Below are 12,704 nucleotides of genomic sequence, written 5' to 3' on the forward strand. Positions count from 1 at the left end.
ATGAAATTTGTAAAAAATCATCAAGCCGCCGTTTTCGCCCTCGGTGGTTTAGGGGAAATCGGCAAAAATACGTATGCCGTTCAATTTCAGGATGAAATTATCCTTATCGATGCAGGAATTAAATTTCCTGAAGATGAATTGCTTGGAATTGATTACGTAATCCCTGATTACACCTATCTAGTAAAAAACGAGGAAAAAATTAAAGGACTCTTCATCACTCACGGACATGAAGATCATATTGGCGGAATCCCTTATTTATTAAGACAAGTGAATATTCCGATCTATGGCGGTAAACTCGCACTTGCACTAATTAAAAATAAATTAGAAGAACATGGTCTTCTCCGCAGCACACAGATGCATGAAATCACTGAGGATGATGTGATTAAGTTCAGAAAAACGTCTGTGAGCTTTTTCAGAACAACTCACAGTATTCCTGACGCTTATGGAATCGTAGTGAAGACACCTCCAGGAAATATCGTTCATACAGGTGACTTCAAATTCGATTTTACGCCAGTAGGTGAACCTGCGAACATTACGAAAATGGCTGAAATCGGTAAAGAAGGCGTGCTTTGTTTGCTTTCTGACAGCACCAACAGTGAAGTTCCTGGTTTTACTTTATCTGAAAGACGTGTTGGTGAAAGCATCCAAGATATTTTCAGAAAAATGGAAGGCCGAGTTATTTTCGCTACGTTCGCTTCCAATATTCATAGATTGCAGCAAGTTGTAGAAGCATCTGTCGCTAACAACCGCAAAATCGCTGTATTTGGACGAAGCATGGACTCGGCAATTACAGTTGGTCAAGAACTTGGGTTTATTAAAGCACCTAAGAACACATTTGTAGACGCGAATTCGATCAACCGTCTTCCTGACAATCAGGTAACGATACTATGTACAGGAAGCCAGGGAGAGCCTATGGCGGCACTTTCAAGAATCGCTAACGGAACTCACCGTCAGATTCAAATCATTCCAGGAGATACAGTTGTTTTCTCTTCTTCACCTATTCCTGGAAACGCTCTTAGCGTAAGTAAGACAATCAATCAATTGTATCGCGCCGGTGCAGAAGTTATTCATGGTTCACTTAATGACATTCATACCTCAGGTCACGGCGGACAGCAAGAACAAAAATTAATGCTTCGTTTAATGAAGCCTAAATACTTCCTTCCGATCCATGGTGAGTACAGAATGCTGAAAATGCATACTAAACTTGCTGCTGATTGTGATGTACCGCCTCAAAATTCATTTATTATGGATAACGGCGAAGTATTAGCTCTTTCTCAAAACGATGCTATGATCGCAGGAAAAATACCGTCTGGCTCTGTCTATGTAGACGGAAGCGGAATTGGCGATATCGGAAACATCGTACTTCGCGATCGCAAGATTCTTTCAGAAGAAGGTCTTGTCGTTGTTGTTGTAAGTATGGATATGAAAGAATTCACGATTGAAGCAGGTCCAGACATCATATCTCGCGGATTTGTATATATGCGTGAATCCGGTGATCTTATCCATGATGCTCAAAGCTTGTTAAGCAAGCATCTACAGAACATCATGAGTGAAAAACGCACGACTCAATGGTCTGAAATCAAGAATGAAATTACAGACACATTAGCACCGTTCTTATACGAAAAAACAAAAAGACGTCCTATGATCTTGCCGATCATAATGGAAATCTAATAGACAAACAAAAACCGTTACCCCTTTTTAGAGGGAAACGGTTTTTTTATTCTTCATTTGCCATTTGTTTTTCTAACCGGTTTATATCCTTATCTCCGCCAATCACAATTAAAACATCGCCCTGCCTGATCGACTGGTCAGCTTGCGGGGAGACATAAATATCCTTTCCCCTTTTCACTGCTACAACGTTACATCCAAACCTTGCTCGTATATCTAGTTCGATTAAAGTCTTTCCATCCATTTTCTGTGTTGCTACCAGTTCTACGATACTATGTTCATCAGATAACTCCAAATAATCCAAGACGTTGTTAGAAACAATCTGGTGAGCAATGCGGACACCCATGTCTCTCTCGGGATGAATAATCTTATCTGCTCCAATTTTTCGCAGCACTTTTTCGTGATAATCATTTTGTGCTTTTACAGTGATTTTTTCAACACCAATCTCTTTCAAAATCAGTGTCGTCAGTATACTGGATTGAAGATTATCACCTATCGCAACAACAACATGCTGAAAGTTTCGTATCCCAAGACTTTTTAATACCCCTTCGTCTGTTGAGTCAGCAATTACAGCATGTGTTACAATATTTGAAAATTCGTTTACTCGGTCTTCATCAATATCAATTGCTAAGACTTCCATGCCTTGATCTGACAAAGCCTTGCACATACTTCCCCCGAAACGACCCAGACCAATAACAGCAAATTGTTTTTTCAAATGAATCACTCCGTTTCCTGTCCTAGCCTTATTTTACCATATATTATTCATTTCAAAACACAGCTTAAAAGCATCATATGTATTTCATTTATAAAGGAAACTTCTATAACCATTTCCTATAACCCTGCTTGAAAAAAATTAATATAGAAAAATAACCCAAGAACATGTCCTGGGTTATTCTTATAATAGTTTTTATTAAACTTCTAGAGTTTTTTGACCTGGTTTCCAGTTTGCTGGGCAAAGTCCGCCAGTTTGAAGTGCTTGAAGTACACGTAATGTTTCATCAACGTCACGGCCAATGTTGTTGTGGTTAACAACAGAGTACATCAATTCACCTTCAGGAGAAATGATGAAAAGACCACGAAGTGCGATACCTTCTTCTTCAATTAGAACACCGTAGTCACGTGCTACTGTGTGGTTAGTATCAGCTGCCAAAGCATATTTTAACTCTCCAAGACCGTTCATATCACGCGGAGTGTTGATCCAAGCTTTGTGCGTGTGGATTGTATCAGTAGAAACACCGATAACTTCAGCATCAAGATCTTCAAACTCATCAAAACGATCGCTTAAAGATGTAATTTCTGTAGGGCATACAAATGTGAAGTCCATTGGATAGAAAAAAAGAACAGTCCACTTGTCGTTCTTCATGTTCTCTTCAAGACTTACTTTTCCAAATTCTTTATTTGGTAATACTGCATCCATTTCAAATCGAGGTGCTTGTTTTGCTACCATACGTTCTGCCATAGGTAAATATCCCTCCAAAAACTAATTTTTTTACATGGTTCATTATAGTACAAGCCTTATTTTTAGTCAATATTAAATAATAATTAATTTAAATAAGGTTCTTGTCCCCACTTCTTAATTTCTCCTTAATCATAGCAAGTTAAACGCAAAATGTGAAATCATCCGCTCAAAATAACATGTTTACATTCTCAATAACAGTGTTTAAATTGAGGATTGCTTGGGAAATCATACAGTAAGGAGGTGCATTTTTAATGCCGTATGATTCATTAAAAGATTTACCGGAAAGAGTCAGGGATAACCTCCCTCACCATGGTCAAGAAATCTATAAAGAAGCATTCAACTCTGCACTGGAAGAATATAAAGAAGAAGAAACAGCGCATAAAGTTGCCTGGAGTGCTGTAAAGAACAAATATGAAAAAGATGAAGATGGTGAATGGAAAAGCAAAGACTCCTGATTAGCTCAGGAGTCTTTATTTATGCTTTCATCAACTTCTGAATCAGGTAATTTTTCAATGCCGATTTTCTTAATCTGTCTGCCTTCTAAATCTAAAATCGTGAAACGGTAGCTTTCATAATTAAATGAGTGCTCTTTTTCTAAATCGATGGATCTCGTTAAAACCCACCCGCCGATTGTATCGATTTCTCTGTTATCAATATCTAGTGCAAACATATCATTAATTTGTGAAAGCAGAACTTTTCCATCTACAACAGTTTTGTCTTTTGAAATCTGCTGTATTTCAGGTTCTTCATCTACATCAAACTCATCTCTAATTTCCCCGACAATTTCTTCTAAGATATCTTCTACGGTAACTATACCAGCTGTACCGCCGTATTCATCAACTAAAACAGCCATATGCGTTTGATCTTTTTGCATTTTCACAAGTAATTTTTGAATAGGTATCGTTTCATGAACAGTGATGATAGGACGAATATAATCTTTTAGTTCAAACTGCTGATTACTGAAATGTTCATTAAAAAATTCTTTAATATTAACAAGACCAACAATGTGATCTTTGTCATCTTTCCCTACAGGGTACCTTGTGAACTTTTCTTCACGCATAATGGCTAAGTTTTCTTCACATGTATTTTCTATAAACAAACAGACCATTTCTGTTCTAGGTATCATAATTTCTTTAGCTACTCGATCATCAAACTCAAAGATACGGTTAACATACCTATATTCAGACTGATTGATTTCTCCGCCTTGAAGGCTCTCAGAAAGGATTAGCCTTAATTCTTCTTCTGTATGTACAACCTCATGCTCACTTGCTGGACTGATTCCAAATAAACGCGTCAGCATGTTTGCGGATCCATTCAATAAAAAAATAAACGGATACATGATTTTGTAAAACATAATTATCGGCTTAGCTGTTGCAAGACTGATGGTTTCAGCCTTTTGAATCGCCACCGTTTTTGGTGCGAGCTCACCTAAAACAACATGAAGAAATGTAATAAGAAAAAAGGCAATTGAAAATGATAACGTGTGGGTTAACGCTTCAGATAATCCAGCATTTTCGAAAAGCGGCCTTAAAAATATTTCAACAGTCGGCTCCCCAAGCCACCCTAGACCTAATGCAGTAATCGTTATCCCAAGCTGACAGGCTGAAAGATACCCATCCAGGTTTCCCAGCACTTTCTGAGCGGCTAATGCCTTGCTGTTCCCTTCTGAAGCTAAATGGTCAATCCGCGTTTTGCGAACTTTTACGATTGCAAATTCAGTCACAACGAAAAATGCCGTTAGAATGATGAGTAAAATGATCATGAGTACATTGAAGATTGGCATAAGATCCTCCCCATCTTTATTTACATTACATTTTATTGAGATTGCTCAACTAATTCCCTTTTCAAACTTACGCTAAACAGAAATAAAGGGGCAGCATGGCTGTCCCCGGGAATGCTACGATTGTAATCTGCTTTCAACAGCCTGACACACTTCATCTGCTGACATACCATGAGCATTCAAGACAGACCCTTGTGTCACCGCGTTTTGCATGCCCATAACATTCTCATCCTGTCCGGAAATTACACAGCAATCACAGCCGTTTGCATCTTGTTCCTGACGAAGTTCCACTACTTCATGCCCTGCAGCTCTTAGAGCATCAGAAACATTCGTTAATGATTGTTCAACACCAATTCTAGCCATATTCCCACCTCCTTACTTTTGTTAATGTTTCCAACTCAGAGAGGGAATATGTAATGACATATCAAGTGATTGCAACAGGTCGGTTTATGGGTGGCTGTGTCGACTCGAGGATAAATCACAAAAACTTTTGGATTGAGGGCAAAAATATGTGGATTGGCAGCTATAATTTTTGAATTGAGATAGATTTTTTGCTCCAACGAGTAACAAAAAAACGACCGCAGCGGCCGTTTTCCTAATTTCTATTCCCTTTAAAGATGAAATATTGAATTAATAGGTCTACCGCAAGCTGAATAGCTTCTTCTTGCGGCTTTAATTTTGAATGATGAAGACCGAATGGCGTATCTACCCCTAGCCAAAACATGAAACCAGGAATTTTTTCTAAAAAATATCCATAGTCTTCCCCTGTCATGGCTTCTTTACATTCAATAACATTCACAGTCCCTTGCTGCTTTGCAAATTCCATGAATTCTCTAGTCAGGCTTGGCTCATTATCTACTTGACGATAGTTCGAACCATAATCGATCACCATCTCACAGTCAAAACCGCGAGAAATACCTTCGACAAGTGCTTCAATCCGCTTTTTAACTTTATCCATTGCTTCAGGAGACAACGTTCGAATTGTACCTTCGAGTCTTGCTTTTTCAGCAATGATATTTTGCTTTGTTCCCCCGGTGATCTTCCCGATTGTAACAACAGCTGAATCCAGCGGATCAATATTACGAGAAACGATCGACTGCATCTGTGTAACAAGATGGCTTGCTGCGACTACCATGTCATTGCTTAAATGCGGGTAAGCAGCATGACCGCCTTTTCCTGTTAGATCTATAAAAAGTTCTGACGTATTGGCAAATAGCAATCCTTCTTTAACAGCAATAGTTCCAACTGGATATTCCGGTGCGATATGAAGCGCCGTTATCTGATCTGGCTTCAGATGTTGAAACAGCTCACTCTCACGCATAGGCAATGCTCCGCCCGGTCCTTCTTCTGCTGGCTGAAAAATAAACAGCAAATTATCATCTACCGGATCTTCTGCAAAACAGGATAACAGACCAAGGGCGATCGTCATGTGAAGATCGTGTCCGCAAGCATGCATCAGTCCATCATGCTTGGATGAAAATTCATAGCCAGTTTCTTCAGTAATAGGAAGTCCATCCATGTCTGTACGATAAGCAATCGTTTTTTCGGGATTTTTACCTTTTACTTTTACAAAGATACCCGTTTCCCACGTATGAACTTCCAGATTATCCTGTTTAAAAGTGGAGATGAGTTCAAGCAGATACCTTTGAGTCTTAAATTCCTGAAAGCCAAGCTCCGGTATACGGTGCAGGTCTTTTCTGATCTCAATTAATGGTTTCATCTTCACTCATCCCCTAAATGTTTTAGTCGTTTAATTGACGAAGCTCTTGTCTGATTTCTGTTTTTGATTTTGTTTTTTCATCAATCTTCTTAAGAACACGTGCTGGTGTACCTCCAACAACTGTGTAAGGTTCTACATCTTCGATAACAATAGCACCCGCAGCTACAACTGCCCCTTTACCAACTGTAACACCTTCAAGTACAACTGCGTTTGCACCGATTACTACATCGTCTTCAACAACAACCGGCTTAGCTGATGGAGGCTCAATTACTCCCGCTAATACAGTACCTGCACCAATGTGGCAGTTCTTCCCTACAGTTGCACGTCCACCAAGAACAACGTTCATATCGATCATTGTGCCTTCTCCGATTACTGAACCGATGTTAATAGAAGCACCCATCATGATAACTGCGTTGTCACCAATCTCAACTTGATCACGAATGATCGCACCAGGTTCGATACGCGCCTTAATGTTCTTCATATCTAATAAAGGAATCGCAGAGTTGCGGCGGTCATTTTCTACTACATAGTCTTCGATGCTGCTTTCGTTTGCACGGATCGCAGTTTCGATATCTTTCCACTCCCCAAATAATACTGCTGTATTGCCTGAAGGGAATACTTTCGTTTCGCTTCCGAAATCTATATTGTCAAGATTTCCTTTTACATAAACTTTTACAGGTGTAGATTTTGTGCTGTTTTGAATAAATGAAATAATCTCGTTTGCATCCATCATTTTCATAATTGTTATGTCCTCCTTAAAAGTCATTCTGTATTGTATTAAACCACTAAATATAGAAACATTCAAACGTTATTCTCTTGTTAATTTCTGAATCAATTCCATAAACACGTTTACCTGTTTCAGTTCAGAACCCATCCCATGATGGATCAGCCACGTATCTCTTTTAAGTACATTTCCTCTTTTGTCTGTAAGTGGTATTTTAAATACCTCATCCTCTGGTCTGAGGCTGATCGATGGCAAAATAGCATAGCCGATTCCGTTCAATGCCATCTGCTTGCAAGTTTCAATCTGGTCCACTACGATCGTCTTTTGCGGAGTGGTCTTAAAGTGACTGTGCCACCAATCCTGAATCTCTTGATAATAAGTGGAATGGCTTTTAAATTGGATAAAAGGCTTCGATGTTTCTGATAACTCTTCAATAGATGAAATCGAAGTATCAACCAAGTATAGATGATCTGATAAAATATGCTCTTTACTGCCGCGCCACTCGGGATTTCCTCGGACAATTCCCAAATGAATCCGATCTTCATATAAATGCTTGATGATTTCAGAGCTCCAGCCGGTAATTAGAGAAATATTAACGTGGGGGTAAAGATTCACATATTCCTTCAAAACATGCGGCAGCCAATACTGGCCGATGATTGAAGCTACTGCTAATTTAAGTGTGCCATGTACGTGCTCAGAGAGGGATTGCAGTTCTTCTTTAACCGCTTCCTCTTTTTGCAGCACTTCATTAACATATGAGATTATTTTTTCACCCGCTGGAGTAAGCGTCAACCCTTTTTGCGATCTGATAAATATAATGGTGCCCCAACTGTTTTCAATGGATTGCAGCCGCTGGCTTAATGCCGGCTGCGATACATACAGTCTTTCTGATGCTTTTCTCATATTTAGTTCTTCTGCCAGTACATGTAAAATTCGAAACTCGGATAATTGCATGTTGAGCCTTCTTTCAATCAATAAGTTTTACTTATAGACCTTGGTCCAATTTATGTAATTTAATTTAAGTATACCGTAACATAGGATATATATGTAAACAGAAATGAAAGGATGTGTCGCCATGTATATCCTGATAGTAGTCGGTTTTTTTGCTACTTTTATCGGTACTCTCTCTGGCAGCGGCGGAATGATCAACTTTCCAATTATGCTTTTGTTAGGAATTCCTGTTCATTCAGCTATAGCTGCTAATAAGTTTGCCAACATGTTCAGTTCGTTTTCAAGCTTTTTTGTGCTATTAAGAAAAAATGACGCAAAACTTAAACCTTACTTTTTATCAGGTGCTATTAGTTTATTAGGCGGAATCAGCGGAGGCTTAATTGCATCAGCGATCTCAAGAGAAAACTTAACGATTATCGCTTTACTCTTATTAAGCGGAGCATTATTCTTAACTTTCATTAAAACAAAAAAAGATAATAGTCCTGAAAACGAAGCAAAACAGCTTCCTGCACGAAAATACCCATTTCTCTTTGGAATCGGAGCGTATGACGGCATGTTCGGTCCAGGGCAAGGCACTATGCAGATGCAGCTTTTCTTAAGAAATGGCTTTTCTTACATCCGCACCGTCTCTTTTACTAGATTCAACACTTTCTTAAGCTGTACGGGTGCTGTTGTTACTTATTTTTTCGCAGGTCATTATATGTGGGATGTTGCAATTCCTCTTACAATCGGAAGTATATGCGGTGCACAAGTTGCCATTAAACTTGCACCTAAGCTAAAAACAAAACAAGTTACAATCCTAATGAGGACTGTAACCGTTATGCTCATTCTTCAATTAATCATTCAATGGGGGTAATATTAATGAATATTTCAGGTATCCATCATGTACAGCTATGTATTCCTGCACACAAAGAAGCACAAGCAAGAATTTTCTATAAAGAAGTTCTTGGATTAAAGGAAATACCTAAGCCGGAAGCTCTTAAGAAAAACGGAGGTATGTGGTTTCAGGTCGGCAGCCAAGAACTTCATATTGGTGTAGAAGATCAAGTGTTCAAAGGAAAACATCATCCAGCGTTTTATGTGATGGGTTTGAATGATTTAAAAGATCACTTAATATCTCAAGAAATCACCATTCAAAAAGAGCTGCCTATTCCGGGTTATAACCGCTTTTCCATTCGTGACCCTTTTGGCAATAGAATCGAGTTTATTGAACCTGAATAATTTATTTGTTCTTTCCATCTTCGGGTTCAACATGAACTTGTATACTTTCAACATTATAAGCTTCTTTAATCGCATCCTCTATTTTCTCAGTAATCTCGTGGCTTTCCACTACATTCAGAGAAGGATCGACCTTTATTGTTACATCTATTATCGCACGGTTGCCATGCTTTCTTGCCTTTAAATCGCCTACGTTTTCAACACCATCGACATCTAAAATCTTGTGCTCCATCTCTTTGCCTTCTTCGTAATCAAAACCGTCTGAAAGGTTATGAGAAGTTTCGGTGAAAATTTCCCATCCAGTTTTAATAATGATTAAGCCTACTAAAACAGCTGCGGCAGGATCAAGCCAAGCCATTCCGATCTGTGCACCTAGAATGCCTACTGCAGCTCCTATACTTACAAATGCATCAGAACGATTATCTAGTGCTGCTGCCTTTAGTCCCTGGCTATCCGTTTCTCTGGCAACCTTCATATTGTAAAAGTAAACTCCCAGCATAACTGCTGCACCAAATAACGCGATTATAGCCGCTGTTAAAGAGGGCTCTGTTTCAACACCTTTAAACATTTTTTTAATGGAGGAAATCAACACTTCTATTCCGATTACAACCATTATGAAAGATGCTACCATTGAGGCTATCGTTTCTGCACGAAGATGCCCATAAGGATGATCATCGTCTGCTGGCTTTCTTGAAATTTTCAAACCGATTAAAACCGCGATAGATGCGATAATATCAGTGGCGTTATTCAATCCATCAGCAATAAGTGCATCAGAACTATAAACGAATCCTGAGACAAGCTTCACGATTGATAGAAAAATATATGCTCCTAAACTGTAGTAAACACCGCGTTCCACTCTTTTTTGCTGATCAGACTGCATTCTCTTTTCTCCTTCATATTTAATACCTTTTTCATCATAAAGAATGGTTTCCGGGTGGGTCTAGAGCAATCTTTTTCCCTATAGGAAACATTTAGTGTTCGTAAATCATTTTCCTCGTCATTCCGCCATCGATTGTTAAATTTTCACCGGTGATAAAATTATTTTTGGGGTCTGCAAGAAACAAGCAAGCCCTGGAAATATCAGATGGTTTCCCTACTCTTTTTGAAAGATGCTGTTCATGGTCGATTTTTCTTAGCTCAGAATAATCTCCCGTATGGATCCAGCCGGGACTAATTGAATTTACGGTAATATGATCCTCTGAAAAAGAGGCTGCAAGAGCATGTGTAAGTGCTACTATTCCGCCTTTCGTTGCTGCATATGCTTCAGAATGGGGTTCTGACATGAAAGCACGCGTTGATGCCATGTTAATAATTACCCCACCGCCTGTTTTTGTCATATATCTTGCTGCTTCTCTAGAAAATAAAAAAACGCTTCTTAAATTGGTCTGAATGATTTCATCCCATTCATCTACTGATATTTCATATGGAGATTTCCATTTTGAAATTCCTGCGTTATTAACGACACATTGTATTCCGCCTAATTTATCATTTGTTTCAGATACAGCTTTTATAATCTCTTCTGGATTTTTTACATCGCAAAAAATAGAAATACTTTTTGCTTCGATCAGCCGTATTTCGGCTAAAGTCTTCTCAAGCTCTTGCTGATCAAAATCAATAAGAGAAGGAATCCATCCCGCTTTTGCAAAATCAACAGCTAATTGTTTTCCGATTCCTTGAGCCGCTCCAGTAATAAGTACAATCCTTTTATTAGAATTCATGATTAACCCTCCGCTCATTTTTTACACTACTATTCTTTCCCTAATTTACTTCCATAGAATCAAAAAAAGAAAGCTGCCGATGGTGCAGGCAGCTTCTGATTTACTTCTTTCTCCAGCCGCATGGTGGACGCGGAGGACAGGGAACACATGGAGGCGGACAAGGATTAGCCATTATTGGCGAGGTAGTTCCGCAAAGGTTCTGCTGAGTAGCCTGGTTAATAACATTCGTGCTTTGAGGGAAATAATGGACATATTTATAGTTTGTCTGATTCACCTGTGTTGTTTGAGTAGGATGAACCATTGGTACATATACGTCTTGCTGATTATATTGCATCTGTTGATTAGTAGGACTATATTGTGCAGGCAAAACTTGCGGAGGATAATATTGAGATGGTGAAACTGCAGGATATCCGCAACCACCCATTTGAGGCATTTGTGCCATAGCTCCCATTACTGGTCCCATCCCCATGGCACCCATTGTTGGACCGATTGGCCCCTTTCCCATTCCCTTTTTAGGGAAAATACGAGGGCGTTTAAACAAAAAGACTTCTCCTTTCAAAAATCTTAAATCACTTTTCACTATATTTTATGTAGGACGACTTAAAAAGTTCGTCCATTTTATACGAGAAAGAATTTATAGTTTCTAAGACCAGACGAGAAAGAAGTTCATTTAACCTACACAAAAGAACTTTGGACAACATAAAATAATATATTCTTAATGATTGGAGGTTATTTTTATAAAAGACAATTGTATATGTCAAGTTTTCTGTAATTTACACCCAGAAACTTCTCTTTTACTTCTATTAAAAGGTTCATCTTCAGCAATTCCCTTTACTTTTCTGAAATTTAACGGTCATTGCGTAACGGGATTAAGGAACGGATCACCTGCAATTATCGATTGTAATTGTATATGCGCAGTAATTCCTGTTACTACTTGTACTGAATCTACTACAACCTTCTCAAATCCAGCCTCTATTACCATCCCAGATTCCGGAACAGCTACTCCATATCCGTCAAATATATTAGTTGCAGGTTTAACGGGTACCATTATTAAAGTTACAGTGCAATTAAATAATCTTTCTCATACTTTTCCAGATGATATTGATATTCTTCTAGTGGGCCCAACAACTTCTCAAAATGCAATCATCATGTCTGAGGTAGGTAGTAGCGGGGATGCAGTTAACGTCACCCTTTTATTAGACGATGATGCACCTACTCCTTTACCCGACGGATCACCTCTAGTTTCGGGTACTTTCCAGCCGGCGAATTATGGTGGCGGTGATTCTTTCCCAGCTCCAGCTCCTGTTCCAGCAGGAGGTTCAGCATTGAGTATATTTAATGGAACCAATCCAAATGGTACATGGAGTCTATATATCGTAGATGATGCAGGAGCTGATGTGGGGAGTCTAGCTGGTGGTTGGACTTTAAATATTACCTCATGTGAATAAAAAATAAAAAAACCCTTG

General features: G+C 38.9%; 16 protein-coding genes. 5 read left to right on the forward strand and 11 right to left on the reverse strand.

Features of this window, described 5'->3' with window-relative positions; genetic code table 11:
* Entirely contained in the window at nt 1–1,671 is a 1,671-nt protein-coding gene (gene rnjA / locus UN64_RS08225) for a ribonuclease J1 (RefSeq protein ID WP_077361582.1), read from the forward strand.
* A 46-nt stretch (nt 1,672–1,717) separates the two neighbouring features.
* Here rnjA and UN64_RS08230 read toward each other — a convergent pair whose 3' ends face one another.
* Together UN64_RS08230 and UN64_RS08235 are read right to left on the reverse strand one after the other, a co-directional pair.
* Complete coding sequence (locus tag UN64_RS08230) at nt 1,718–2,383, reverse strand: potassium channel family protein (protein WP_066288980.1); 666 nt, start codon at nt 2,381–2,383, stop codon at nt 1,718–1,720.
* 195 nt (nt 2,384–2,578) lie between these two features.
* Nucleotides 2,579–3,127 (reverse strand): peroxiredoxin, encoded by a 549-nt coding sequence (locus UN64_RS08235; protein ID WP_077361584.1) that lies wholly within the window; start codon nt 3,125–3,127, stop codon nt 2,579–2,581.
* Between the two features lie 251 nt (nt 3,128–3,378).
* Here UN64_RS08235 and UN64_RS08240 point away from each other — a divergent pair, with 251 nt between their 5' ends.
* The gene (locus UN64_RS08240; protein ID WP_077361586.1) at nt 3,379–3,582 is read left to right on the forward strand and encodes a ChaB family protein; all 204 of its coding nucleotides are present in this window, start codon (nt 3,379–3,381) and stop codon (nt 3,580–3,582) included.
* A 5-nt stretch (nt 3,583–3,587) separates the two neighbouring features.
* On the opposite strand, the gene UN64_RS08245 is transcribed toward UN64_RS08240, so the two are convergent.
* The 5 genes from UN64_RS08245 to ccpC form a co-directional block, all read right to left on the reverse strand.
* Complete coding sequence (locus tag UN64_RS08245; protein ID WP_077361588.1) at nt 3,588–4,910, reverse strand: hemolysin family protein; 1,323 nt, start codon at nt 4,908–4,910, stop codon at nt 3,588–3,590.
* 114 nt (nt 4,911–5,024) lie between these two features.
* Nucleotides 5,025–5,270 carry a YkuS family protein gene (locus UN64_RS08250; RefSeq protein WP_077361590.1) on the reverse strand — a complete coding sequence of 82 codons (246 nt, stop codon included), beginning with the start codon at nt 5,268–5,270 and terminating at the stop codon, nt 5,025–5,027.
* A gap of 232 nt (nt 5,271–5,502) precedes the next feature.
* Nucleotides 5,503–6,627: an N-acetyldiaminopimelate deacetylase gene (locus UN64_RS08255; protein WP_077361592.1), complete on the reverse strand. Its 1,125-nt coding sequence runs from the start codon at nt 6,625–6,627 to the stop codon at nt 5,503–5,505.
* Nucleotides 6,628–6,649: 22 nt separating this feature from the next.
* Nucleotides 6,650–7,366, reverse strand: a complete 717-nt coding sequence (dapD, locus tag UN64_RS08260) for a 2,3,4,5-tetrahydropyridine-2,6-dicarboxylate N-acetyltransferase (RefSeq protein WP_077361594.1) — start codon at nt 7,364–7,366, stop codon at nt 6,650–6,652.
* A gap of 69 nt (nt 7,367–7,435) precedes the next feature.
* Nucleotides 7,436–8,305 carry a transcriptional regulator CcpC gene (ccpC, locus tag UN64_RS08265; protein WP_077361596.1) on the reverse strand — a complete coding sequence of 290 codons (870 nt, stop codon included), beginning with the start codon at nt 8,303–8,305 and terminating at the stop codon, nt 7,436–7,438.
* A 121-nt stretch (nt 8,306–8,426) separates the two neighbouring features.
* Between ccpC and UN64_RS08270 the strand changes: the two genes are divergently transcribed.
* Together UN64_RS08270 and UN64_RS08275 are read left to right on the forward strand one after the other, a co-directional pair.
* Nucleotides 8,427–9,158 (forward strand): sulfite exporter TauE/SafE family protein, encoded by a 732-nt coding sequence (locus UN64_RS08270; RefSeq protein ID WP_171978831.1) that lies wholly within the window; start codon nt 8,427–8,429, stop codon nt 9,156–9,158.
* A gap of 5 nt (nt 9,159–9,163) precedes the next feature.
* The gene (locus UN64_RS08275; RefSeq protein WP_077361600.1) at nt 9,164–9,523 is read left to right on the forward strand and encodes a VOC family protein; all 360 of its coding nucleotides are present in this window, start codon (nt 9,164–9,166) and stop codon (nt 9,521–9,523) included.
* A gap of 1 nt (nt 9,524) precedes the next feature.
* Here UN64_RS08275 and UN64_RS08280 read toward each other — a convergent pair whose 3' ends face one another.
* From UN64_RS08280 to UN64_RS20820, 4 genes are all read right to left on the reverse strand, one after another.
* Nucleotides 9,525–10,400: a cation diffusion facilitator family transporter gene (locus UN64_RS08280; protein ID WP_077361602.1), complete on the reverse strand. Its 876-nt coding sequence runs from the start codon at nt 10,398–10,400 to the stop codon at nt 9,525–9,527.
* A gap of 91 nt (nt 10,401–10,491) precedes the next feature.
* Entirely contained in the window at nt 10,492–11,238 is a 747-nt protein-coding gene (locus UN64_RS08285) for an SDR family NAD(P)-dependent oxidoreductase (protein ID WP_077361604.1), read from the reverse strand.
* Nucleotides 11,239–11,338: 100 nt separating this feature from the next.
* Nucleotides 11,339–11,779, reverse strand: coding sequence for a CotD family spore coat protein (locus tag UN64_RS08290; RefSeq protein WP_139343066.1), 441 nt, complete (start codon nt 11,777–11,779; stop codon nt 11,339–11,341).
* 312 nt (nt 11,780–12,091) lie between these two features.
* On the reverse strand, nt 12,092–12,286 hold the full coding sequence (locus UN64_RS20820; protein WP_077361605.1) for a hypothetical protein: 195 nt from the start codon (nt 12,284–12,286) through the stop codon (nt 12,092–12,094).
* Nucleotides 12,287–12,386: 100 nt separating this feature from the next.
* Here UN64_RS20820 and UN64_RS08300 point away from each other — a divergent pair, with 100 nt between their 5' ends.
* A complete protein-coding gene (locus UN64_RS08300; protein ID WP_139343067.1) occupies nt 12,387–12,686 on the forward strand; it encodes a hypothetical protein in 300 nt (99 codons plus the stop codon).
* Nucleotides 12,687–12,704: the final 18 nt, after the last annotated feature.

Origin of the sequence: Fictibacillus arsenicus (assembly GCF_001999465.1) — a bacterium.
GTDB classification, from domain to species: Bacteria; Bacillota; Bacilli; order Bacillales; family Fictibacillaceae; genus Fictibacillus; species Fictibacillus arsenicus.